Origin of the sequence: Caballeronia sordidicola, from assembly GCF_001544455.2 — a bacterium.
Classification (GTDB): Bacteria; Pseudomonadota; Gammaproteobacteria; order Burkholderiales; family Burkholderiaceae; genus Caballeronia; species Caballeronia sordidicola.
On sequence record NZ_FCOC02000001.1, the window covers coordinates 326,222 to 349,449 of the forward strand.

Below are 23,228 nucleotides of genomic sequence, written 5' to 3' on the forward strand. Positions count from 1 at the left end.
GCTCAAATGCGCGTGCCGGCACGGACTGCCAGGCAGGCGATAGATCGGGGAACGGCTTGGGGCAGCGTGCTTCTGCGCCCTGTGCGGATAACACTGCAAGCGGTCAATACGAGATGGAATTATACCCGCCAGGAGCCTTCGACCCTTCGCGCGGGGCCATCATGTTTTATCATGTCCGCCGCTGCGGGAAGGCTTATCCGAATGGTCAGGTTCGCCCGTGGGTTGTTCCGTCCCGTCTCATTCGCCTCGTCCGCCGTATTGCAGGAGAATTTCTTGAAATCGCCGCTTCCTCCTTTGCCTCCCCTGCCTGCATTGTCGCGCCGGGCGTTTTCCCTCGGCTGCGCGTCCGCCTTGCTCAGTGCATGCACAACGGCTCCGACGGTCACTTCGCCGTCAGCCTCGAACGCGACGCCCGCCTCCCCTGTCGCCGCTTCACCGCAGCGCCCGGTTCGGATCGGTCTCGCGCTCGGTGGCGGCGCGGCGCGCGGGTTTGCGCATATCGGCGTGATCAAGGCGCTCGAAGCGCGCAACGTCAAGGTGGATCTTTTGAGCGGCACGAGCGCGGGATCGGTGATCGCGGCGTTATCGGCGTCGGGAATGAACGGGATTGCGATCAACAAGCTTGCGTTGACCATGGACGAAGCGTCGATCAGCGACTGGGCCATGCCGTTTCGCACGCGCGGTTTTCTGCAAGGCGTGGCGCTCCAGAACTACCTGAACAAGACGCTTGACAACAGGCCAATCGAGAAGATGGCGAAACCGCTCGGGATTGTCGCGACGGATCTGAAAACCGGTCAGCCGATCCTGTTTCAGCGCGGCAATACGGGCGTTGCCGTACGCGCGTCGTGCAGCGTGCCGTCCATCTTCGAACCGGTGAAGATAGGCGGCCACGAGTACGTTGACGGTGGCCTGGTGAGCCCGGTGCCGGCCGCATTCGCGCGCAAGATGGGCGCGGATTTTGTGATCGCGGTGGACATCTCGGCACGCCCGGAGACGGCGCTGACGCAAAGTTCGTTCGACGTCCTGATGCAGACCTTCACCATCATGGGCCAGACCATCAAGGCCTACGAACTCGATAAATACGCCGACTTCGTCATCCGCCCGAATCTTGCCGCCATGAGCGGCAGCGACTTCAGCCAGCGCAACGCGGCCATTCTGGCCGGCGAGGAAGCCGTGGCGAGAATCTGGCCCGAACTGCAACGGCAAATGGCGACCAAGGGGGTTGCCGTTTAGGAAAACGGCAACGCCTCGGGATCCTAGTGGGACGGCGCGTGAGATGTCACATGAGGCGTCGAGTCACGCAGCGCCTTGACCGTTGCCGCGGTGACGTCGCCCGGTTGGCCGCCCCAGTTCGAGCGCAGATAGTTCGCCAGTTGCGCGAGTTCCTCGTCGTCGAGCGTAGCAGCGAAGCCAGGCATTGCCTGCAAGCTCTCCGTGCCCGCGAACTCCGCGGCGGCCATGCCATCGAGCATCACGGCGATCAGGTTATGCGGATCGGTCTGGCGCAGCGTGGAACTGCCTCGCATCGACACCGCCACGTGCGGCTTGCCCTCGCCTCCCAGCCCGTGACATCCCGCGCACACGGCAACGTAGGTGTTACGGCCGGCAGCCGTCTTGTTGACCTGAGCAGCGTCGGCGGAAACCGGCTGTACGGGCGTGGGCGGTGGCGGTGCATCGCCGAGCAGGTAGACCGACATCGCGCGCAAGTCGCCCGGCGACAAGTATTGCGTGCTCAGAAAGACCACCGGATGCATTTCACCAAACGCGGGTCCCTGACGGCTGATTCCGGTTGCGAAGAAAGTCTGCAGGTCGGCGCCCGTCCATCCGCGCGCGGCAAGTCCGGCAGGCGTGATATCCGGCGGAATCACACGGCCCAGATCCGACCCCTGGAGCGCCTTTGCCCCGTTCATCTGGCCGAACAGGCCGCGCGGCGTGTGGCATTCAGCGCAATGGCCAAGCGCGTTCGCGAGATATTTCCCGCGTGTCCAGTCCGCCGACGTTCCAACCGATGCATCCGGCAAGCTGTCTTTCAGGAACAGCATGTTCCAGAACATGACGGCAAACCGGACGTTGAACGGAAATTTGAGATCGGGCTTGCGGTCAGGCACGGCGGCCGGCTTTTGCGCCATCAGGTACGCGTAGATCGCGTCGCTGTCGGCACGCGACATGGTCCGGTATGACGTGTAGGGCATCGCCGGATAAAGCTGCTTATCGGGCGTCACGCCGTCGTGCAGCGTCTTGTAGAACTCGGCGGCGGTCCATTTGCCGATGCCATGTTCAGGATCAGGCGTGATGTTCGTGCCATAGAACGTGCCGAAAGGCGAACCAAGTCTCACGCCGCCCGCGAACGGCGCGCCGCCGGGGATCGTGTGACAGGCGGCGCAATCGGCGGCTTTCGCGAGATAACGGCCGCGCGCGATCTGTTCGGGGGTCGATGTGCGCGCGTCCGCCGGCGCATTGTCGGGACCCTTGCTACACGCCGATAACGCCGCAATACACAAGGCGAGCGCGCCGATACGAAGTGTCGATGCGTAGCTCATGCGGAATCCTTCACGAGTCCGGGCGTGTTCATCACGACGTCTTTTACGGCTTCGTAATAGCGGACATAGCCCGTGCATCGGCAGATATGGCTGTCGAGCGCCTTCATGATCTCGCTGTCCACCGACGCCTTCGCAATGGGCTCGCGCTTCAGCCGCTCAATGAAGACCGTCGCCGCGTTCACGAATCCCGGCGTGCAATAGCCGCACTGAAAACTGAAGTGCTCCAGGAATTTTTGCTGCACCGGCGTGAGTTCGACGACTTCGCCCTGCTCATTGCGCGTGCCGTGCCCTTCGATGGTCCGGATCTTCTTCCCATCGAAAAAATGCGCGCCCGTGATGCAGGAGCGCACTTCTTCGCTGGTTCCGTCCTGCTTGTCCAGAATCACCACGCATGCGTGACAGACACCTTGCCCGCAGCCAAGGCGCGAGCCCGTCAGGCCAACGTATTCGTGCAGGAAATCGATCATCATCAGACCGTCGGGCGTCTGGATCGGACCGGTTGCCACGCCGTTGATGGTGAGCGAAAGAGGCTTCATCTGGATCATGGCAGGCTTTGCTCGATTGGGGGCCGTCATGCGAGCGCCTCCTGAATGGTTTGAGGCGTCACAGGCAAGTCGTTGAACCGGCGTCCGATAGCGTGCGCAATGCCGTTGACTATGGCGCCCACTACCGGAATCATGACCACTTCCGCGATGCCCTTCGGCGGATCCGTTTCGGACAGCGGCGGCAGCAGTTCGCCGGTCTGGGTCCAGACGGCGACATCGCTTGCGCGCGGCAGGTGATAGCGATTGAAGTTCCACGTGCCGTTGCCGGGGCCCTCTTCGTAAAGCGGCAGGTACTCGTGCAGCGCATGGCCGATGCCCATCGCCAGTCCGCCCTGCAACTGACCTGACACGAGTTCGGGCGCGAGCATGTTGCCGCACTCCATGATGGAGTGATGCGAGAGCAGTTCAACATGCCCGCTCGCCTCGTTCACCGCAAGCTCGACCAGCGTTGCCACCGCGCTGTAATAGGTCACGGCCGCGTTGTTGCGCTGGACCGGCGGGATGAAAACCCGCTTGCGATCGAGCGCGCGATACGCCGGAGCAACTGGAGCGGGGCCCTTGCCATCATCCTTGGGTTTCCCCGCGCCATAAAGCAGTGACAAACCGTCAATCGGCAAGCGCTCTGTCACGCCCCGGATATCGAACTCCGCCTCGGTCCATTGCCAGCGGTTGAACACGTGCACGACCGCACCCGTGACGACCCCGAGTTCGTGCGCTTTTTTCGCAAGTTGTTCAAGCGGCAAGGGCTCAAGCCCTGCTGCCGTCAGCTTGCCGTCGACCCAGCGCGCATCCTCGCGGCGAACGACCAAAGGCGCCGCCTGACCGCCGCCAATGCCCGCGCTCCAGATCGACATGGCTGCCGGCCACAGGCCTTGCGTGAAGACAACGCGCGCCGCTTCGTGCGTGCTGTGAGTGAAATAGAACGCCGAATTCGTCGCGCTCGATGGCGATACCATCCCCGGCGACCATCGTGGATTCGCCGACAATTTGTCCTGCTCCGCTTGCGACATCGTGTACGGATCGCCGCTCGTGATCATCGGCAACTCCGGCCAGTCGACAATCGCCATGCGCACTTCCGCAGCCGGCTTGCCGAGCCACTTCGCGCACGCAATGGCCTGAGACGTCGACGCTCCCGTGCCGATTTCAGCGGCGGTGTGATGCAGCGTGATCTTGCCGTCGGCCGCGACTTCGACCTTCGCAAACGATGCCTCCGCGCCCGTCCCGAAGTCTTTTTGCACACATGCGAAGCCCACGCCATAGCGGTTGCCCGGATGCGTCAGCTCATACTCGGCCTTCTTCCTCGCGCGATCGGTCCACAGCGGATGAACCTTCGCCTTCTGAAGGATTTCATCGACGCGGATCGCGCCTGCCGGGATCGCACCCTGCGTGTTCTTCATGCCGGAGCGCAGCGCGTTTTTCAGCCGCAAGTCGATAGCATCGAGTCCAAGCTGGCCGGCCAGTTCATCGATCAGCATTTCCGTTGCGGCCATGGTCTGCAAGGTGCCGTAGCCACGAGCGGAGCCGGCGTCGATTGCACGCGACGCCGTAGCGATGCCCATCAGATCGCTTTTCGGGAAGTAATAGATGGATTGCGCGGCCGACGCGCCCACCATTGCCACCGATGGAGAAAAGTTGGAGCGCCCGCCACCGTTGACCTCAAGCTCTGCATTGAACGATTGCAGCAGGCCGGTTTTTTTATCGACGCCAATCCGGTAATGCATTTTCGATGCATGCCGTTTGATCGATGTCTGGAACTGCTCGTAGCGGTCAAAGGCGAGCCGCACTGGCCGGCCGTCGCCATACATGGCCGCAACCAGGCCGTAGAACGGCACGTTGTAGTGATCCTTCGAACCATAACCGACAGTCGAAACCGGATGCACGAACAGGTTCTTCACCGGAAAGCGGCACTTCGCCGCCATGCCCGCCGCGCTCTGGGCGACTTCGCTCGGACCTTGCGTTGGCACGACCATGTGCAGCGATTGCGTCGACGCGTCATACCAGCAGTTCGCGTTGTCGGCTTCGAGCGCGGCGGTATCGATGGACTGAGTCGTGTAGTTGCGATCGAGCACGAGCCAATCCGCGGGCGGATGGTCCAGTTCGTCGCGCAGCTTTTCAGCGTGGAACATGCCCTGCTGATCGAGCTTGCCGCTGGCATTACCTGCAGCCCAGACAGGCTCGTGCTTGCGCATCGCGCTCGGGAACAGCATGGTGTTCTTCAGGCTCGAGAAGGTATCCTCGTCATACGGCGTCGCGCCGCCGACCCGCACGAAGCGAAACGTGCCCCACGGATCGCGCTCGAGTGGCCCGGTCTTGGCGCCGTAGCGAATGACTTCATCGTGGAACTGAAGCGTGTCCTTCGCGAATCGAAAACGCGCGAAGTCGTGATAGATCAATATTGCGACGGCATGACCCAGATAAGCCGGCGTCTTGCCCGCGGGCAAGAGCATGTCTTCACCATAAAACGCCGGGAATGCGAGGCCATCGCGCGTCAGATCCTCTGCCGTGACAATCCGGTCCGGTTGCAGTTCGTCGCCGAGAAGACCGAGGTCGATACCTTCATAGATTCTGTCGGCTTGCGTCGTACGCAAGATGAACGCATGGGATTGCTGTTTCGGCCAGTGCGGCATGTCGGCGGCGCGCACGTCGCGGGCGAACACCTTCGACCCCGTCACCTTCGCGATTCCGTCGATACGGAATTTCGCCCGGCCGCTTGCCGTATCCCACTGGATCGGCGTGAGAACCTTCTCTTCAAACAACGCGGCGAAAGCACGACTGCCAAGCGGCGCGATGATGACAGTCAGTCCTGCAATGGTGCTCGCCTTAAGAAAACCGCGACGCGATCGGTCGAGTTCTCCCATATCACTCTCCTCACCCGGGCGGCTTTTCACCCCCAAGTCACATTCATTCGAATCCCAAAATTTATTTCGGATTCCGAAACTATTAACTTTCTGAAACAGCCGTGTTCTTCGTTTTGATTGAAGAGAATGACTTGTTACGACGGATCCCGGCGCGTTCCGATCCTAAACGCACTTCGAGTGGTCAGGGTGCAGGGATTTGCAGCAGCCTGTTTCGGGGTTTAACGCGCGCTGTTGTTCACTTCGAAACACCTTGGCTGCGTTCACGCAATGGACTGCGGCGGGAGGCCGCAGTCCCCAAGGAAAGCTGGCGATTGTACGTGGCAAGGTTGCCTGTGAGCAGCGATCAGGGTGTCAAGTTTTGTGCTGAATGCATAACCATGCATGGTTATGCTTGACCAACGACAAAAGCCCGCCTTCTGTTGGAAGGCAGGCTTTGTAGCTGACCGGCGCGCAGCGTGACTGGCTGGTCAGTTCATTAGAACGATTTAGTTGTCGGGATTGCCACCGATCGTGGCGCTGACACGCTGACGCAGATCGACGCCATCGATCGGGAACGTCGCTTCTATTCGACGAGCACCCGTATAGCGCTTTTCCCAATAGCTGTTGTCCATGTCGTCAACACGGATGGTGCTGCCCGTGGAAGGCGAATGGACGAACTTGTTGTCGCCAATGTAGATGCCGACATGGGAGAACGAGCGCCGCATCGTGTTGAAAAACACGAGGTCTCCCGGTTTGAGCTCGCTCACGCGAACCTTCTCGCCAACGCGGCTCATTTCTTCCGCACGGCGCGGCAGCGTCATGCCGAGCGTGTCCTGGAATACGTATCGCACAAAACCGCTGCAATCCAGGCCGGAATCGGGTGTATTACCGCCCCAGCGATACCGCACGCCAATCATATTGAGCGCGCCGACAACCACGTCACCCGCTTTGCTCGCCATGCCGGAGAGGAAAGAACGCGTAGCGGTCGGGGTTGCTGAAGAGGTGCTTGTCACATTGCCTGAACCGGCAACGGGATAGATGTCATTAGCTGCTTTCGGCGACGAAAAAATGCCATTGCTGGCATTTTGACTTGAACTGTTGACTTCGTCGGCGAACGCACCGCTAGCTGCTGTCATCATCAGGCCGATCAACATGCTGGCTGCTGCGCGCGCGCATGTCTGAGTCAAGGTTAATGGCTGCATCGGTCGGTAGGTTTGGGTAAAAAAGTCTGAAAAATCAGGATCATGCGAGAAAACTTTGCTCGATACTAGCCAGATATTATTTACATGTCAAAAGGCATAGAAAAATACAATTGAGATGCGCACCTAATTGGTGAAAATTAGGCCACGATCGCGGCTTTCAGTAACTTTCTTGTGTATTCGTGGGACGGCATTGCAAAAATATTCTCCACATCGCCGGTTTCCACGACAGTTCCGTTCTGCATGACCACCACCCGATGCGCCATCGCGCCGATGACTTCCAGGTCGTGGCTGATGAAAACGTAGCCCAGGTTGTACTTCCGTTGTATATCGGCAAGCAGACGCAAAACTTGATGCTGAATTGAGACATCGAGTGCGCTCGTGGGTTCATCGAGGATCAGGATGCGCGGTTCGAGCACCAGCGCACGCGCAATTGCAATGCGCTGACGCTGGCCGCCGGAAAACTCGTGCGGGTAACGATTCAGGCACGTCCGGTCCATGCCGACCTCGCGCAGGACCGCGATCACCTTTGCGTGGCGGGCGGTGGCGTCGAGTTCGGGACGGTGAAGCGCGAGCCCTTCCCCGACTATCCGCTCGATGGTCTGGCGTGGCGAGAGCGAACTGTACGGGTCTTGAAACACCACTTGCATGTTCGAGCGCAGCACGGTTTGCTCGCGGCCACGGTAATCAGCGAGCTGACGCCCCTGGAATTCGACCTTTCCGTGCGATATGCGCTGCAAACCAAGCAACGCCATGGCCAGGGTGGATTTGCCTGAACCCGATTCGCCGACAATGCCAAGCGTCTCGCCCTGGCGCACGGTCACCGAAACGCCGTCGACAGCCTTGAACGCGCCGCGCCGGAACCAGCCGCCAACGCCCGCGATCTTCGTGGCGAATTCCACCGATACTTCTTTTGCATCGAGCAGAACCGGTGACAACGGCAGCACCGGCAAGACGGTGCGCTCCGGTTTGCTCTCCAGTAAGCGAATGGTGTACGGATGCTGCGGCGACGCGAAAATCGATTCCACCGCGCCGCTTTCGACCAGCACGCCCTGCTCCATCACCGCCACGCGCTGTGCGAATTTGCGAACGAGGTTGAGATCGTGCGTGATCAGCAGCACCGCCATGCCGCGCGATGCGGCTTCGTCGCGCTGGAGTTCGAGCAGCAACTCCACGATCTGCGCGCGAATCGTGACGTCGAGCGCGGTGGTGGGTTCGTCGGCGAGAAGCAGGCGCGGGCGGCATGCGAGCGCCATGGCGATCATCGCGCGCTGGCGTTGTCCGCCCGAGAGCTGATGCGCATACCGGTCGATGCGCGTTTCCGGCTCCGTGATGCCCGTGCGCGCAAGCAGGTCGATTGCACGGCGGCGCGCGTCGCGCACCGATACGCCGTCGTGCAGCACGATGGTCTCGATGATCTGGTCGCCAATGGTGAAAAGCGGGTTGAGCGCGGTCATCGGCTCCTGAAAGATCATCGCGATGTCGGAGCCGCGGAGCTTGCGCATCGCGCCTTCGCTCTTCGAGAGCAGTTCCTCGCCATCGAAGCGGATCGAGCCGGTGAGATCGGCCTCTCGCAGAAGCCGCAGTACGGACAACGCGGTCACGCTTTTGCCCGATCCCGACTCGCCGACCAGCGCCACGCGCTCGCCGGCCTCGATCCTGAGATTGACGCCATCAACCGCCAGGGTGTCGCCAAAACGCACGCGCAAATCGGCAATGTCCAGCAGCGGCGCGCTCATTTTCCACCTCCGGCCTTGATGGCATCGGAGATGCGCGTGTCGAGGGCGTTACGCAGCGCGTCGCCCATGAACGTGAGCAACAGCAGGGTTGCAACCAGCACGCCGAACGTCGATAACGATATCCACCAGGCGTCCAGGTTTGCCTTGCCTTGCGCGAGCAGTTCGCCCAGGGATGGCGTTGGCGAGGGGACGCCAAGGCCAAGAAAGTCCAGGCTCGTCAGCGCGAGAATGGCGCCGCTCATGCGAAACGGCAGGAACGTGATGACGGGCGTGAGGCTGTTGGGCAGGATGTGCCGCCAGATGATCTGCGCATTCGACAAACCCATCGCCCGCGCCGCGCGCACATAGTCCTGAGTGCGGTTGCGCAGGAATTCGGCGCGCACGTAGTCGGACAGGCCAATCCATCCGAAAAGCGAGAGCAGCACAACCAGCAGCAACAAGCTCGGCTCGAAGATCGACGCGAAGATGATCAGCAGATACAACTCGGGCAACGCGCTCCAGATTTCGATCAGGCGCTGTCCGGTCAGGTCGGTACGCCCGCCAAAATAGCCCTGGACCGCGCCGGCGAGCATGCCGAGCACCGTGCCGATTGCCGTGAGCACCAGCGCGAAGATCACCGAGACGCGAAAGCCGTAGAGCAGCCGCGCGAAGACATCGCGGCCGCGGTCGTCGGTGCCGAGCCAGTTTTCACGCGATGGCGGCGCCGGATTCGAGCCCTTCGAAAAATAGTTCAGTGTGTCGTAGTAGTAATGATTCGGCGGATAGACAGCGAAGTTGCTCCCCTCGCTGAAACGGTCGCGAATGTAGGGATCGAGATAATCGGCGGGCGTCGGGAAATCGCCGCCGAACGTGGTTTCCGCATACGTCTTCACCAGCGGGAAATAGAGGTGTCCCTGATAGCGGACCACGAGCGGTTTGTCGTTGGACCACAAGGGACCCGCCAGACTGATCGCGAATGCGATCACGAAGATCACGAGGCTCCAGTAACCGAGCCGGTTGCGCTTGAATCGCTGCCAGACGCGCCGGCCTGGCGTGACTGAAACGGGTGCGCTCAACGGTTGTGCGTCGCTGTCGCGGGGCGTGCGGAGCATGGACTGGTTCAACTCAACGCTCCAGTTGTTCGAATTGAATGCGCGGGTCGACCCACACGTAGCAGAGGTCGGACACCAGCTTGGTTGCAAGCCCGATCAGCGTGAACAGATACAGCGTGCCCAGCACGACCGGATAATCGCGCCGCACGACGGATTCATAGGAAAGCAGTCCGAGGCCATCGAGTGAAAACAGCGTTTCGATCAGCAGGCTGCCCGTAAAAAACGCGCCAATAAACGCGCCGGGAAATCCCACGATCAACGGCAGCAACGCATTGCGGAACACGTGCTTCCACAGCACCGTTCGTTCCGACAACCCCTTGGCCCGCGCAGTCAGAGCATATTGCTTGCGGATTTCATCCAAGAACGCGTTCTTGGTCAGCATGGTGATGACCGCGAAACTGCCCACCACCGAAGCGATGATCGGCAACGTGATATGCCACAGATAGTCCGCGATCTTGCCGCCAAGACTGAGCGTTGCCCAGTTGTCGGACGTGAGGTTGCGCAGCGGAAAAAGTTGCCAGAACGAACCGCCGCCGAAGAGCACGAGCAGCAACACGCCGAGCACAAAACCCGGAATCGCGAATCCGATCAGTACAAGCAGGCTCGTGGTGACATCGAAAGTGGAACCGTTGCGTATCGCCTTCGCAATGCCGAGCGGCACCGAAATCAGATAGGTCAGAAAAAACGTCCACAGGCCAATACTGATCGATACAGGCAGCTTCGACACAATCAGCGACCACACGCTTTGATGCCGGAAGTAGCTGTCGCCGAGATCGAAGCGCGCGAAGCGGCCAAGCATCAGGAAGTAGCGTTGGAGCGGCGGTTTGTCGAAGCCATACAGCGCGCGAAGTTGGGCGATCTGCTGCGCGTCCACGCCCGTATGCTGGCGCATGCCGAAGCTCGTGCCTTGCTCGCCGCGGCGCAGTTCGTGCACCGCCTGCTCCACCGGGCCGCCCGGCACGAACTGGATCACGGCAAACGTGAGCGTGAGGACGCCGAGCAAGGTCGGGATCATCAGCAGGATGCGTTTGAGGATGTAGCTCCACATGGGCGACTTTCCGGTTGAATGCTTCCAATTATTTTGTCGCGGCGGCCGGGTCTGGCTTGAACCACCATGTCGACGTGATCCAGTCCTCGGCGGTGTAGTACAGCGGCAAGGTCGCCGGATACGCGAGCGTGTTGCGATACGCCACCCGATGCGACGCCGTGTACCAATGCGGGATCACATAGTAGCCGTGCATGAGGACCCGGTCGAGCGCATGCGTGGAATCGAGAAGTTGCTCGCGTGTCTGCGCGCCGATCAGCGTATGCACGATCGAATCAACCGCCGGCGACTTCAGGCCGATGTAATTGTCCGAGCCCTGCTGGTCCGCCGACTTGCTGCCAAAACGCGTTTCCTGTTCCGTGCCGGGTATCTGCACGTCGGGCATGCGAATGCTGGTGACATCGAAGTCGTAGGCGTCGAGCCGCTTCTGGATCAACGCGAAATCCACCGTGCGAAAGTTCGCCACGATCCCGAGCTTCTGCAAGTTGCGCTGGAAAGTGGCGACCACGGGTTCCATGGAAGCGCCGCTGCCCGAGTCATCGAGTATCTCGAACACGAACGGATCGCCCTTCGCGTTACGCAACGCACCGTCGCGATAAGTCCAGCCCGCGTCGGCAAGAAGCTGGCGCGCCTTGATCAAGTTTGCCCGCAGCGAATCGGGCGCGTCGGTACTTGGCTGCCTGACCATCGGACCGAAGACAGCGGGATCGAGTTGCGCGCGCAATGGCGAAAGGATCGCGAGTTCCCCCGCGCTTGGCGTGCCGGTCGCCGCCAGATCCGTATTGGCGAAAAAACTGTCGATGCGCGTGTACTGGTTAAAAAACAATTGCCGGTTGAGCCACTGGAAATCGAAGGCGAGATCGAGCGCCTGTCTCACGCGCACGTCCTTGAACAAGGGCCGGCGCAGGTTGATGAAAAATCCCTGCATGCCCGTGCCGTTGTGATTGCGGAATTCGCGCTTGATCAGCTCGCCATTATCGAAGCGTTTGCCAATATCGCGACGCACCCAGTTACGCGCGATATATTCCACGAGCGCATCATATTCGCCGGCCTTGAAGGCCTCCAGCCGCGCGACGCCATCCGAATACAGCTTGTAACTGATGCGCTCGAAATTGTAGGTGCCCACGCGCACGGGCAACGCGCTGCCCCAATAGGCAGGGTTGCGTTTATACGTAATGGTGCGGCCATTGTCGTATTGCTCGATGAGATACGGTCCGCTGCCTATGGGCTTCTGAAACGCAAGTTGATCGAATGGCACGTGACTGCCGTCCGGCTTCATGCCCCACTTGCGCGAAAACACCGGAATTCCGCCCGCAATAAACGGCATTTCGCGCGTGCGCTCCTTGAACTCGAAACGAATGGTCAACGGATCCACCACGACAGCCCGCGATATCTGCCCGAAGTACACCGAATACTGCGGCGCGGCCTGTGGGCTTTTGAGCGTTTCGAACGAGTATTTGACGTCTTCGGCCGTGACCGCGTCGCCGTTCGAAAACCGCGCTTTCGGATTGATATGGAAAGTGGCCGAAAGTCCGTCGGACGCCACGCTGATATCGTCAGCAAGAAGACCATATGCCGTCGATACTTCATCGAGGCTGCCGGTTGTCAGGCTCTCGAAAAGATAGCCGAGCCCGGGCGCCGCATTGCCTCGCAGCGTAAAGGGGTTGAATTTATCGAAGCTGGTCAGCCGGTTTGGATTGGCCAGCACAAGCGTACCGCCGCGCGGCGCGTTGGGATCGACGTAATCGAAATGCGTGAAACCAGCCGGATATTTTGGCTCGCCATATTGCGCGATGGCATATACGGCACATGCCGGATTGGAAACCGCGAACCCGCCGAAACCAACAGCCAGGCTCGCGAGCAGTGGACCGAGGACCCGTCGGGAGCCAGTCGTCATGAGTGCCTTTATGCGTACCATTCCACGATGATTGAAAAAACATGTTGCCAGCATCGCCCGCAACGCGGCCTTGGCCTGCAGTCCAGACCCCGCAGTGTGAGAGAATTCTACTTAAAACAATTGCCCTGGGCATTGTAACGAGGCTCGCGCGCCTCTCGCGCAATCATCCGGGCCAAGCGCGATACTGACTTATTAAGGAGCATCTATGGGATTTCTCGCTGGAAAACGGATTCTGCTGACGGGCTTGTTGTCGAACCGGTCGATTGCCTATGGCATTGCGGCGGCGTGCAAGCGCGAAGGCGCCGAACTCGCTTTCACCTACGTGGGTGAGCGCTTCAAGGATCGCATCACTGAGTTCGCGACGGAATTCGGCAGCGATCTGATATTTCCCTGCGATGTGGCAAGCGACGAGGACATCGACGCCCTCTTCGCCTCGTTGAAAGAACGCTGGGACACGCTCGACGGTCTCGTGCATTCCATTGGTTTTGCCCCGCGCGATGCGATTGCCGGTAATTTCCTCGATGGCATGACGCGCGAGAATTTCCGCATCGCCCACGATATTTCCGCGTACAGCTTCCCGGCGCTCGCCAAGGCCGCACAGTCCATGCTTTCTCCGGACGCTTCGCTGCTCACGCTGAGCTACCTAGGTGCCGAGCGTGCAATCCCGAACTACAACACCATGGGTCTGGCGAAGGCATCGCTTGAAGCCAGCGTGCGATATCTGGCCGAATCGCTGGGCGACAAAGGCGTGCGCGTCAACGGCATCTCGGCCGGTCCGATCAAGACGCTGGCGGCAAGCGGCATCAAGAGCTTCGGCAAGATTCTGGAGTTCGTTGAGAATAACGCGCCGTTGCGACGCAATGTGACCATCGATCAGGTCGGTAACGTGGCGGCGTTCCTGCTGTCGGATCTGGCGAGTGGCGTGAGCGCGGAGATCATTCATGTGGACAGCGGCTTTAATGCAGTCGTTGGCGGCATGACGGTCCCGAGCGCAGCGGAATAAAGACCGCCGAAACACGCGCCGCGTGGCTCCTGCCAGGCTTGCACCAAATCAAAAGGCCGTCTCGCACATGCAAGACGGCCTTTTTTCGATGCACGGGTACGAGTGCTTACCGGTGGTGATCGTTTCCGTGACCGCCGCCATGACCATTGCCACCGCCATGCGAAGGCCCGCCATGACCACGCGGCGAGCCATAGTAGCCACCACGCCCGCCGTTGTGGCGATACCAGTCATCGCGAGCCCAATAGCGCCGGCCATCGTAATAGCGGTCGCCGTACCAGCCGATCACTACCGGCGGGCGCACATACACGGGCGCGGGCTGATAGACGACGGGCGGCGGAGGCGGCGCGTAGTATGGCTGGGGCGCCACATAAACCGGCGCGGGAATTCCAATGTTGATACCTAGGTTCACGTGGCCCGCATGGGCCGCGCCAGAGACTGTGGCAAGGCATACGCCGGCAATGCCAGCAAGACTGCGAATGCTTCTGATCGTTTTCATGTAAAGGCGTGCCTCGGGCCGTCATTGTTCAGGTGGAAGCGAATATAGCGGATCACGCACGATCCAGTATTTCAACTTTGTAAGTTGTTCATCGACGGGCGTTATCGTCTGCGGAAAGCTTACTCTTTGTTACATGAAGAAAAGCGGCCAATGCGCGCTAATTGGACGACAACCCCCGGTTGTATAAAAGGCCACCCGGCTTGCGCCGGATGGCCTTCGTTCAATGCAAGTCACTGACCAATCGTCGGACTTTCGTCACTCAATGCCAGCCGCGATGATCGCCGTACCGCGGTCCGCCGTGATGGCGATACCAGTCGTCACGAGCCCAGTAGCGATGGCCGTCGTAATACCGATCACCGTGCCAGCCGATAACGATAGCGGGTTGCGCATAGACCGGAGGCGGAGGCGGCGCGTAGACAACCGGCGGTGGCGGCGGTGCATAGACAGCGGGCGGCGGAGGCGGTGCGTATACAGGCTGCGGTGCAACATACACGGGGGCAGGAACGCCGATATTGACACCCAGACGCACCTGCGCGATTGCCGCGCCGGATAATCCCAGCGCCCCAAAGGCGACTGCCCCGGCAAACATGGTGTTGAGCTTATTGTTCATTTGACGTGTACCTCAACGGATTCAGTTTCGTTGAGATAATCTTAGCCGAATGGCCCGGCGGTATTGTTTCAAGGCGGTAACCCAGAATTACGACCGACGACTGAATGTGACGCAAAATTTCAATCAGCCAATTGAGCGCGAACGCGAGCTCACAAACAGACGCGCGCAAGCGCGGTGGCACGCCTGCTCACTGATAGAATATGGCCAACATCCGCCACCGCTTCAACAACTCTGCCTGACATGCGCCACAGCTGCGCGCGCAGACAGCTTCGAGTTTATGCATCGTGCCAGAGGTAAGTAAGCTTTGCCGCTAACGCTACCCAACGCTGTCCGCCATTATCTTGCGGTGATTTTCGGCACTGCATTCATTTTTCTGCTGACCCTGGTGGCGAATGAGTGGATCTTCCGGCATTCCGAGTACGTTCGTGGCGTGAACTGGGTCTATCTGCCAGCGGGGATGCGGCTGCTCTGCACATTGGTATTCGGGGGCGTGGGCGCAATCGGTATATTGATGGCATCGCTGATTAGCTGCTTTTTCTATTATTTTCCGAACGACCCGGTACACGCTCTGTTCGCCGGGATTATCTCGGCGCTCGCACCCTATCTGGCCTATCTATTCGCCATACGCAAACTGGGCATTCGTCCTTCGCTGGATAACCTCACAGCAAAGCGCCTGCTCCTGCTTGTTTTGCTTTATTCGATTGTGGGTCCCGCGATGCAGCAATCATGGAGCATGTTGACTGACAACGCGGAAAATGCGGGCGAGCGGTTCGTGGTAATGATGATCGGCGATCTGGGCGGTACGCTCATTGTGGTCTATACGCTGAAGCTGAGCCTGTGGCTGATTACCAGAATGCATGGGGCGGCTCACGGAACTTCTCGCTGAAGGCGGTTTCGCTTCTTCGCTCCTGTTCACCGCGAGGCAATGGTCTATCAATATCTGGCGCTTATGGCGAACGATTGAGTTCCAGTTAATGCCATATTCGAACATTCTTATGAATCAGCCCCAATTTATACAAGCGTCGTTACCCTCCTTTTCTAAGCAGGGTAACGCGCTCTTTTTATACTCTCAGGTCTAGTGGCGTTGCCCTATTACGTCAATAGAGCGCCCTCTTTCGATAATCCTATCATTTTATTATCAAAGTGATAAGCGATTTCAGTATCTCTTTCATGAACGCTCGCACCCGCTTTCTCAAGCCATCAAGTAAGCAACGCGCAAGCCTCGTCCACAGCCGATGCTATGATTGCCGGACGTTTCCCGAGTCCGCAGCAATGGCAAAAAAACATCTGGTTGATACCTACTTCCGCTTTCTGAACCTGGCTCAGGCCGTTCAGGCGTTACCCTCCGTTCCAAAACTCGATGCCGCCGAAGAACGCTTGCTTGAAGCATTGACTGCCGCCTGGCACGCAGGGCATTCCCTTACCGTAACGGAAACAATGGCGCTGTCGGCAGCGGGCGCGCCTGCGACGGTGCACCGGAAACTCACGCGGTTACGGCAGGAAGGGCTGGTTTCGGTCGACGAATCGAGTACCGACCTGCGAACCAAGACCGTCATTCCCACGCGCAAGGCGCTCGACTATTTCGAGAAACTCGCCGACTGCCTGGAAGAAGCAAAGCGCAAACAAGGCTGATCGGGCCGAGAAAATTTCGTTGCCTTGACAGACCTGCATAGCCCGAAGCGCGTCTTCGCTCCCGATGAGACAATCCGCGATTTCGAAGGAGCAAACGATGATCGACGGCCTCGTTTCCGGGCGACTTTACGGTACGGCGCAAGTGCGCACCGGCCAGCATGGCACGCACTTCGTAACCTGCCGCGTTCGCGCCACTGCGGGCGACGGCGAAAGTCTGTTCATAAACGTGATTGCCTTCGACGATTCCCCCAAGGAAGCACTGCAGGCGCTTGACGACGGCGATAGCGTAGCGCTTGCCGGCGCATTGACGCCGAAGGTATGGACCGACAAGCAAGGCAATGCAAAGCCCGCGCTCGACATGGTCGTCCACGCAGTATTGAGCGCTTACCACGCAAAGCAAAAGCGTCGCACCGTACGGGGCCTGCCAGAGGGTGGCGAGGATCCGCACGATGCCCCGGACGATGACGAATAACGCGGCAACGGTTTTTTTCAGCGATTGAGCGCATGCACCAACGGATGGTCGCAATAAATGCGGTTCTCGTAGACCTGTCCGTTCTCATGGCGCACGCAGTCCACGCCCTCGAACCGCAGCGGCGTATCGCCGTGCGTGCCTGTCGCTATCCATCGAATGAAGACCATGTCGCCGCGGCTTGCGTGATCGGCGACTTGAAGCCTGAAATCGGGGATGCGACGCAGCAATTCGTGCAGCGGACGAACATATGCTTCAACGCCTTTTAACGGCGTATCGACTCCCGGCCAATATCCCTCGATGTTCGCAGCCAGTTCGTTCGTCGGCTTGCTGAAATCCGGCGCCGCCCAGAACGCCGCGTATTTCTCGACGCTCCAGTCGCGCCCTGTCAGCGCACTGTCGATAAAACCCGTAATGCTGGCGAAGCGCCCCTCAATGCTGAATTCGCCGATATCTGTGCCGCTCGCAAACTGCCGCCCGGTTGCATCGATCAAACGCCAACTGAAGCGCACCATCTTTCCCGTCGCGTCAATACCGCCAACGCGCTCGAACCGCATACCCGGCATGGCTGACTGGAACGCGCCGATCATGTCGGCGAATTCTTTCGGGCCGGTGCTGTTCATCATCGGGTCGACGTAGCGGCCGTTCTCCGTCAAAAGCTGCGCGGCGAGCGCTTCGCGGCGGGACGCATCCGCCTCGTTCCAGGCATCGAAATAACGGCCCACCAGAATCTCATGCTCGGTCATGATGCTCTCCATTTAAACGTAATCGACTTATTGAGTGGGACCGGGCCGAGTCGGCGCGGCGCGGTCTGGAAGTCATCATCGGGAGAGACATGCCGCGTGTCGATTACGCGCGAGGTAATGGCTGCGCGCACGGCGCTTTGCTAAGGTAAGCACATGAACACACTGACCTCGACGGCCGTGTCTATCGGCAGCTTGATCAAGCATTGGCGCGAACGGCGGCGCATGAGCCAGCTTTTGCTCGCAAATGAAGCGGAGATTTCGAGCCGGCATCTTAGTTTCATCGAAACCGGGCGCGCCGCGCCTAGCCGCGCGATGGTATTGCGTCTGGCCGAATACCTCGATGTCCCGCTGCGCGAGCGTAATCAATTGCTTGCGGCAGCCGGTTTCGCGCCCGTCTTCCAGGAACGTTCGCTCGACGATCAATCGATGGCGCCCGCGCGACTCGCCATGGAGCAGGTGTTAAAGGGACACGAGCCGTATCCCGCGCTTGCGATCGACCGGCACTGGAATTTGATATTGGCGAATGGTGCGGTTGCGGCGCTTATCGCCGATGCCGACGCGGCCCTGCTCAAGCCACCTGTCAACGTGCTGCGCTTGAGTCTTCATCCGCTGGGGCTGGCGTCGAAGATCGTGAATCTCGGACAATGGCGAAGGCACTTGCTCGAACGTCTCGACGGCCAGATACGAGCGAGTGGCGATACACAACTGGTCGCGCTACGCGAAGAGTTGTCGAGCTATCCAGGGGAAGTCAGTGACGAACGGACGATGACATCATCCATTGCCATTCCATTTGTGCTGAGCACGGCGGCGGGAAACTTGTCGTTCATCAGCACCACCCTGATATTTGGCACACCGATTGATGTGACGCTCTCGGAATTGGCCATCGAGATGTTTTTCCCCGCCGACGAAGCCACGGCCGCAGCATTGAAACGGTAGCGCTCGATAGCTTAACTAACCAATTGCCCCAGTATTCAAGGAGTCGCGCTCAAGACCCGGGCGCTGCCCCTTGAGCGTACACGCGCGTCAAATCTCATCAATGTGCACATTGGTGACTTGCCAGAATCGCATCGGGCAGGCGAGTGTATAGGTCAAGCCTCGGCGCGGGTGAGGCAACCGACATGAAAGTTTCGGTTGTGTTTTCAACCACAACAACCTATACTTTTTATAGATTATGGCAACTAACCGGGATTGGGAAAACCTCATTCATGAGATAGCGCAAAACACCATCAATGTGATCTTCACGAGGCATGCGGACGAGATGATGGCAGCACGATGCATTACGAAAGCCATGGTGCTGGAAACGCTGCGTCGTGGGCGTATTGTCCGTCCTCCTGCACTTACACCAAGCGGCCATACAAAGTGCCGGATGGAGTACGACTGCGGCGGGGACGAAATCAAGGTCATTGCCGCCGTGACGGATATGAACGCCACGCGCACCGTAGTCGTCACGTCATTTGACAGGGACAGAGAGGAATAACAATGTACAACTATACCGATGGCGGCTTGACCAACATTGTCTTGGCGAACGGCTATGAAGAGCACGACACCGAATTTGGCCCAGGCGTTTCGTTTCACGATCTGGATGGCCTGATCAAGGCCATCTGCCTCGCACTTGCAAGCAAGCGTTCACCGCTGAGCGCAGAGGAGTTCCGTTATCTGCGACAAGCGCTGTGTCTATCGCAAACGTCGGTTGGACGCTTGATGGGCGTAACCGACCAAGCGGTTGCGAAATGGGAAAAGAAACAAGTGCCACTGCCCAAGCTCGCTGAGTTCGCCATGCGCGCTATCTACATGGAACACGCCGGAGGCAATCAGAAAGTCAAAGATCTTGTCGAAGCGCTCAATGTGACCGAAAGGGTGCTGACAATCGTCATGCGTGAGACTGAAAAAGGCTGGCAGCACGAAGAGGAAGAATCCGTGACTTAAAACAAAACCCCCGTAAGTCAAAAACTTACGGGGGTTTGCATGCTTCTGGCGGAGACGGAGGGATTCGAACCCTCGATCCAGGTTTTAGCCCAGATGCTCCCTTAGCAGGGGAGTACCTTCAACCTCTCGGCCACGTCTCCTGCACTTTCTGCCGCGCGGGAGTCAGCGCGACGAAGCCAAGATGATAGCGGGTTAGCAGCTACCGGTCAATTTCATGAGACAAAATTTTTCGTGTTGCTGACTGCTTGCAGATGCGCATCAAAAGCAGCACGCATCATGGCTTCAACTGCAACAAAGAACCGGGTTTACTGCTATTCGTTCCTGTCGGGACCAGGCCGGGCCATCAGGCGCGATCGAGCTCGAACACCTTATGCAACGCACGTACCGCAAGCTCGGTGTACTTTTCGTCGATAAGCACGGAAATCTTGATCTCGGAGGTCGAGATCATCTGGATATTGATGCCCTCTTCCGCCAGCGTACGGAACATCGTGCTGGCAATGCCCACGTGCGACCGCATGCCAACGCCGACTACCGATACCTTCGACACCTTCGGGTCGCCGCGAACCTGCTCGGCCTTCACGTGTTCCTTCACCTGGTTCGTCAGGATCTCCATGGCGCGCGCGTAATCGCCGCGGCCCACCGTGAACGTGAAGTCGGTCTTGCCGTCCACGCTCGTGTTCTGGATGATCATGTCGATATCGATGTTCGCATCGGCCACCGGACCCAGGATCTGGTACGCAATACCCGGCTTGTCGGGCACGCCCATTACGGCAATACGCGCTTCGTCGCGCTGGAATGCGATGCCCGAGATAACAGCTTTTTCCATGGTCTCGTCTTCTTCAAAAGTAATCAGGGTGCCCGAGCGCATTTCGGTTTCGAGAGGAATCATCGGGTCTGTCAGGCTCGACAGCACGCGCGTCTTCACCTGATATTTACCGGCAAATTCCACCGAACGGATCTGCAGCACCTTCGATCCGAGGCTCGCCATTTCCAGCATTTCTTCAAACGTCACGCGATCCAGACGGCGCGCTTCTTCCACCACGCGCGGGTCGGTGGTGTAGACACCGTCGACGTCCGTATAGATCAGGCATTCATCGGCTTTCATTGCGGCCGCGATGGCCACCGCCGACGTATCCGAGCCGCCACGGCCGAGCGTTGCGATATGGCCTTCCGGATCAACGCCCTGGAAGCCCGTAATGACAACGACCTTGCCCGCGTCGAGATCGGCAAGCACGCGCGTACCGTCGATGTCGCTGATGCGCGCTTTCGTGAACGCACTATCTGTCTTGATGGGAACTTGCCAGCCCGCATAGCTGACAGCCTCGAGCCCTTCGGCATGCAGCGCGATGGCCAGCAAGCCGACGCTGACCTGTTCGCCCGTGGAGGCAATCATGTCGAGTTCGCGCGGGTCGGGGTTCGCGGTGATTTCGCGCGCGAGGCCAAGCAGGCGGTTCGTTTCGCCGGACATGGCCGACGGGACCACGACCATCTTGTGCCCGGCCTTGTGCCATTTGGCGACGCGCCTGGCGACGTTCTTGATGCGCTCGACCGAGCCCATCGAAGTGCCGCCGTATTTATGTACGATGAGTGCCATTGTCGTTTTGAACTGGAGGAAAAGCCGCGCTGCGCGCCGTGTAATGCGCCGCGTACCGCACGTGGTTCACGTATTGCGTCAGAAGTCGGCCTCGAGCCTGGGTTCGGGCGAAATCTGCTCTGGTGCGATCGACGACTTAAGCGTGACGACGAAACGCGGTTGCCGCGCGCGCAAGGTTCGCTCACGCGCAAAATGCAATTCCAGCGGCTAAAAACGCGTCTTCTGGACGGAAAAGCTGCTTGAAAGGCGATGCGGGAAACCGGTAAACGTACCCGATCGAGGGCTAAAACACAAGCCAAAACGGGCAAACCGACTTGGATCGGCAGCTTCTCGACGCCCGCAAAAGTAAAATTTTTACCGGTTGATTTCACGATCCGGCCCGTGTGGAAAGACACGTCGCTTCAGGCGATCACGAGATCCGGCTGCCACGTTATATGCCGCCAAGGACCGCTTGCCTGGTCCGATTGCCAGCACGCCCGATTGACTCCGATCAGCGGCACGAACAATAGCGTCCCGCCCGAGAACAGAAGCGGCACATCGCGTTTCCAGCCCGGTACGCCCTGCTCCTGAAACAGATTCTTGAGCGTGCGGCTCGGTCCTTGCGCCGACACGCGCACGCGCTCGCCTCCCACACGCGAACGCACGGTAAGCGGCTCCGCGCGCAGCGTGGCTTCGGGAACAGCATCGGCAAGAGCGCTGGCTTCGGCGTCTCCTTCAGTCACCGGCGCAAACACGAAAGTGCCGCGCCACTGGGGCAAACGCCAGATGGTTTCACCGGTCCAGTCGAGTCTGCTCGCAGTACGCGGCGCTTCAACGCCATTGTCGAGATCCATGGGATCGGCGCTGTCGCCCGTCTCCCAGAAGATGCACTCGCGATACACCCGCAAACAATGTCCCGCATGATCGATACGCAACGCATGGCCATTGCGGGAAATGGCGGCATCGCGCAATTGACGCAGGATCTCGCCCATGCGCGCCGCCGACGCCGCCTGCAATCCGAGCGCACGCATCCAGTAGCGCAGCAGGTTGATCGCGCGTTCGTCGTCGAGGGCGAGCACGGCCGGCAACGTCAGCGCGTTTTCATCGTCCGTTTGCGTAACCGACTGCAAGTCGATACGCGCAAGCTCATCCAGCAACCGTTGCGCCGACGCCGCGTGCGATGCGGTCCGTGCAAGCGCATCGCGAAAACCAGGGAAGTGCACGGCGAGCGCCGGCAGGACATCATGACGCAACGCGTTGCGGGCGTAGCGGGTATCGGTGTTGGATTCGTCGTCGATCCAGCGCAGGTCGCGCTGGTGTGCATAATGCTCCAGCTGCGCCCGCAATACATGCAGCAAGGGGCGCACGCGCGGCACGGACAGTCCGTCGGCGCGCTGCGGCGCCATGGCGGCGAGCCCCGCCACGCCCGCGCCGCGCAGCAATTGCAGCAACACGGTCTCCGCCTGATCGTCGGCATGATGCGCGAGCCATAACGTGGTGGCGCCCTGCTCGTCGCATAGCGCGTCAAGCGCCCGATACCGCGCATCACGCGCCGCCGCTTCAAGACTTTCGCCACCTTCACGCACGACATCGACCTGACGCGATGCAAACCGCACGCCCAGCGCCCGGGCGAACGCGTGACAGTGCGCGGCCCAGGCATCGGCGTTCGGGCTCAAGCCGTGATGAACGTGCAACGCGATCACGCGCGCCTCGCCCGCACAACGGACGGCGGCATCGAGCAACGTGGTGGAATCGAGACCGCCGCTGAACGCGACGGCTATGGGACTGTCAGCCGATGCCGGCAGATTGGCCAACGCCGCGCGCACCGCATCGATCACGAGGCGGCTGGCGGGCGTTTCAGAATCGGAAGTCACGGGAAT

General features: G+C 59.7%; 21 protein-coding genes and 1 tRNA gene. 8 read left to right on the plus strand and 14 right to left on the minus strand.

Annotation, left to right across the window (positions count from 1 at the left end; all coding sequences use genetic code 11):
• Window positions 1-201: 201 nt before the first annotated feature.
• Window positions 202-1,233, plus strand: coding sequence for a patatin-like phospholipase family protein (locus tag AWB64_RS01445; RefSeq protein WP_062876897.1), 1,032 nt, complete (start codon window positions 202-204; stop codon window positions 1,231-1,233).
• A 23-nt stretch (window positions 1,234-1,256) separates the two neighbouring features.
• Here the strand turns inward: AWB64_RS01445 and AWB64_RS01450 are convergent, their stop codons facing one another.
• From AWB64_RS01450 to AWB64_RS01485, 8 genes are all read right to left on the minus strand, one after another.
• Window positions 1,257-2,540 (minus strand): cytochrome c, encoded by a 1,284-nt coding sequence (locus tag AWB64_RS01450; RefSeq protein ID WP_060816840.1) that lies wholly within the window; start codon window positions 2,538-2,540, stop codon window positions 1,257-1,259.
• Entirely contained in the window at window positions 2,537-3,115 is a 579-nt protein-coding gene (locus AWB64_RS01455; RefSeq protein ID WP_082850327.1) for a (2Fe-2S)-binding protein, read from the minus strand. The genes AWB64_RS01450 and AWB64_RS01455 overlap by 4 nt, the downstream gene beginning before the upstream one ends.
• Window positions 3,112-5,943: a xanthine dehydrogenase family protein molybdopterin-binding subunit gene (locus tag AWB64_RS01460; RefSeq protein ID WP_060816842.1), complete on the minus strand. Its 2,832-nt coding sequence runs from the start codon at window positions 5,941-5,943 to the stop codon at window positions 3,112-3,114. Before AWB64_RS01460 ends, AWB64_RS01455 begins: the two co-directional genes overlap by 4 nt.
• Window positions 5,944-6,428: 485 nt before the next feature.
• On the minus strand, window positions 6,429-7,124 hold the full coding sequence (locus tag AWB64_RS01465; protein ID WP_060816843.1) for a C40 family peptidase: 696 nt from the start codon (window positions 7,122-7,124) through the stop codon (window positions 6,429-6,431).
• 137 nt (window positions 7,125-7,261) lie between these two features.
• Window positions 7,262-8,860 (minus strand): ABC transporter ATP-binding protein, encoded by a 1,599-nt coding sequence (locus AWB64_RS01470; RefSeq protein ID WP_060816844.1) that lies wholly within the window; start codon window positions 8,858-8,860, stop codon window positions 7,262-7,264.
• Window positions 8,857-9,951, minus strand: coding sequence for an ABC transporter permease (locus AWB64_RS01475; RefSeq protein WP_060817161.1), 1,095 nt, complete (start codon window positions 9,949-9,951; stop codon window positions 8,857-8,859). The genes AWB64_RS01470 and AWB64_RS01475 overlap by 4 nt, the downstream gene beginning before the upstream one ends.
• Before the next feature lie 13 nt (window positions 9,952-9,964).
• Window positions 9,965-10,999, minus strand: a complete 1,035-nt coding sequence (locus AWB64_RS01480) for a microcin C ABC transporter permease YejB (protein ID WP_060816845.1) — start codon at window positions 10,997-10,999, stop codon at window positions 9,965-9,967.
• Between the two features lie 28 nt (window positions 11,000-11,027).
• Complete coding sequence (locus tag AWB64_RS01485; RefSeq protein ID WP_060816846.1) at window positions 11,028-12,893, minus strand: extracellular solute-binding protein; 1,866 nt, start codon at window positions 12,891-12,893, stop codon at window positions 11,028-11,030.
• Between the two features lie 205 nt (window positions 12,894-13,098).
• On the opposite strand from AWB64_RS01485, the gene fabI reads away from it, so the two are divergent.
• Complete coding sequence (gene fabI, locus AWB64_RS01490) at window positions 13,099-13,896, plus strand: enoyl-ACP reductase FabI (protein ID WP_060816847.1); 798 nt, start codon at window positions 13,099-13,101, stop codon at window positions 13,894-13,896.
• A 106-nt stretch (window positions 13,897-14,002) separates the two neighbouring features.
• Here the strand turns inward: fabI and AWB64_RS01495 are convergent, their stop codons facing one another.
• Entirely contained in the window at window positions 14,003-14,392 is a 390-nt protein-coding gene (locus tag AWB64_RS01495) for a hypothetical protein (protein ID WP_060816848.1), read from the minus strand.
• 259 nt (window positions 14,393-14,651) lie between these two features.
• Window positions 14,652-15,002, minus strand: a complete 351-nt coding sequence (locus AWB64_RS01500; RefSeq protein ID WP_060816849.1) for a hypothetical protein — start codon at window positions 15,000-15,002, stop codon at window positions 14,652-14,654.
• A gap of 304 nt (window positions 15,003-15,306) precedes the next feature.
• Between AWB64_RS01500 and AWB64_RS01505 the strand changes: the two genes are divergently transcribed.
• The 3 genes from AWB64_RS01505 (at window position 15,307) to AWB64_RS01515 (ending at window position 17,106) form a co-directional block, all read left to right on the plus strand.
• Entirely contained in the window at window positions 15,307-15,888 is a 582-nt protein-coding gene (locus AWB64_RS01505; protein WP_063493141.1) for a hypothetical protein, read from the plus strand.
• Window positions 15,889-16,274: 386 nt separating this feature from the next.
• On the plus strand, window positions 16,275-16,634 hold the full coding sequence (locus AWB64_RS01510; protein ID WP_060816851.1) for a hypothetical protein: 360 nt from the start codon (window positions 16,275-16,277) through the stop codon (window positions 16,632-16,634).
• A 97-nt stretch (window positions 16,635-16,731) separates the two neighbouring features.
• A complete protein-coding gene (locus AWB64_RS01515; protein WP_060816852.1) occupies window positions 16,732-17,106 on the plus strand; it encodes a single-stranded DNA-binding protein in 375 nt (124 codons plus the stop codon).
• A 17-nt stretch (window positions 17,107-17,123) separates the two neighbouring features.
• Here the strand turns inward: AWB64_RS01515 and AWB64_RS01520 are convergent, their stop codons facing one another.
• Complete coding sequence (locus AWB64_RS01520; RefSeq protein WP_060816853.1) at window positions 17,124-17,849, minus strand: nuclear transport factor 2 family protein; 726 nt, start codon at window positions 17,847-17,849, stop codon at window positions 17,124-17,126.
• Window positions 17,850-18,002: 153 nt separating this feature from the next.
• Between AWB64_RS01520 and AWB64_RS01525 the strand changes: the two genes are divergently transcribed.
• From AWB64_RS01525 to AWB64_RS01535, 3 genes are all read left to right on the plus strand, one after another.
• Entirely contained in the window at window positions 18,003-18,785 is a 783-nt protein-coding gene (locus AWB64_RS01525; protein WP_060816854.1) for a helix-turn-helix domain-containing protein, read from the plus strand.
• 235 nt (window positions 18,786-19,020) lie between these two features.
• Complete coding sequence (locus AWB64_RS01530; RefSeq protein WP_060816855.1) at window positions 19,021-19,326, plus strand: DUF4258 domain-containing protein; 306 nt, start codon at window positions 19,021-19,023, stop codon at window positions 19,324-19,326.
• A 2-nt stretch (window positions 19,327-19,328) separates the two neighbouring features.
• Window positions 19,329-19,775 (plus strand): helix-turn-helix domain-containing protein, encoded by a 447-nt coding sequence (locus AWB64_RS01535; RefSeq protein ID WP_060816856.1) that lies wholly within the window; start codon window positions 19,329-19,331, stop codon window positions 19,773-19,775.
• A 46-nt stretch (window positions 19,776-19,821) separates the two neighbouring features.
• On the opposite strand, the gene AWB64_RS01540 is transcribed toward AWB64_RS01535, so the two are convergent.
• The 3 genes from AWB64_RS01540 to tilS form a co-directional block, all read right to left on the minus strand.
• Window positions 19,822-19,915, minus strand: a tRNA-Ser gene (locus tag AWB64_RS01540).
• A 203-nt stretch (window positions 19,916-20,118) separates the two neighbouring features.
• Window positions 20,119-21,369 carry an aspartate kinase gene (locus tag AWB64_RS01545; RefSeq protein ID WP_060816857.1) on the minus strand — a complete coding sequence of 417 codons (1,251 nt, stop codon included), beginning with the start codon at window positions 21,367-21,369 and terminating at the stop codon, window positions 20,119-20,121.
• Window positions 21,370-21,770: 401 nt separating this feature from the next.
• Entirely contained in the window at window positions 21,771-23,222 is a 1,452-nt protein-coding gene (tilS, locus tag AWB64_RS01550; protein WP_060816858.1) for a tRNA lysidine(34) synthetase TilS, read from the minus strand.
• Window positions 23,223-23,228: the final 6 nt, after the last annotated feature.

Bases quoted from the DNA above. Each gene is read 5' to 3' on its own strand.
- AWB64_RS01445 (WP_062876897.1), top strand. From the start codon at position 202: ATGGTCAGGTTCGCCCGTGGGTTGTTCCGTCCCGTCTCATTCGCCTCG.
- AWB64_RS01450 (WP_060816840.1), bottom strand. From the start codon at position 2,540: ATGAGCTACGCATCGACACTTCGTATCGGCGCGCTCGCCTTGTGTATT.
- AWB64_RS01455 (WP_082850327.1), bottom strand. From the start codon at position 3,115: ATGACGGCCCCCAATCGAGCAAAGCCTGCCATGATCCAGATGAAGCCT.
- AWB64_RS01460 (WP_060816842.1), bottom strand. From the start codon at position 5,943: ATGGGAGAACTCGACCGATCGCGTCGCGGTTTTCTTAAGGCGAGCACC.
- AWB64_RS01465 (WP_060816843.1), bottom strand. From the start codon at position 7,124: ATGCAGCCATTAACCTTGACTCAGACATGCGCGCGCGCAGCAGCCAGC.
- AWB64_RS01470 (WP_060816844.1), bottom strand. From the start codon at position 8,860: ATGAGCGCGCCGCTGCTGGACATTGCCGATTTGCGCGTGCGTTTTGGC.
- AWB64_RS01475 (WP_060817161.1), bottom strand. From the start codon at position 9,951: ATGCTCCGCACGCCCCGCGACAGCGACGCACAACCGTTGAGCGCACCC.
- AWB64_RS01480 (WP_060816845.1), bottom strand. From the start codon at position 10,999: ATGTGGAGCTACATCCTCAAACGCATCCTGCTGATGATCCCGACCTTG.
- AWB64_RS01485 (WP_060816846.1), bottom strand. From the start codon at position 12,893: ATGACGACTGGCTCCCGACGGGTCCTCGGTCCACTGCTCGCGAGCCTG.
- fabI (WP_060816847.1), top strand. From the start codon at position 13,099: ATGGGATTTCTCGCTGGAAAACGGATTCTGCTGACGGGCTTGTTGTCG.
- AWB64_RS01495 (WP_060816848.1), bottom strand. From the start codon at position 14,392: ATGAAAACGATCAGAAGCATTCGCAGTCTTGCTGGCATTGCCGGCGTA.
- AWB64_RS01500 (WP_060816849.1), bottom strand. From the start codon at position 15,002: ATGAACAATAAGCTCAACACCATGTTTGCCGGGGCAGTCGCCTTTGGG.
- AWB64_RS01510 (WP_060816851.1), top strand. From the start codon at position 16,275: ATGGCAAAAAAACATCTGGTTGATACCTACTTCCGCTTTCTGAACCTG.
- AWB64_RS01515 (WP_060816852.1), top strand. From the start codon at position 16,732: ATGATCGACGGCCTCGTTTCCGGGCGACTTTACGGTACGGCGCAAGTG.
- AWB64_RS01520 (WP_060816853.1), bottom strand. From the start codon at position 17,849: ATGACCGAGCATGAGATTCTGGTGGGCCGTTATTTCGATGCCTGGAAC.
- AWB64_RS01525 (WP_060816854.1), top strand. From the start codon at position 18,003: ATGAACACACTGACCTCGACGGCCGTGTCTATCGGCAGCTTGATCAAG.
- AWB64_RS01530 (WP_060816855.1), top strand. From the start codon at position 19,021: ATGGCAACTAACCGGGATTGGGAAAACCTCATTCATGAGATAGCGCAA.
- AWB64_RS01535 (WP_060816856.1), top strand. From the start codon at position 19,329: ATGTACAACTATACCGATGGCGGCTTGACCAACATTGTCTTGGCGAAC.
- AWB64_RS01545 (WP_060816857.1), bottom strand. From the start codon at position 21,369: ATGGCACTCATCGTACATAAATACGGCGGCACTTCGATGGGCTCGGTC.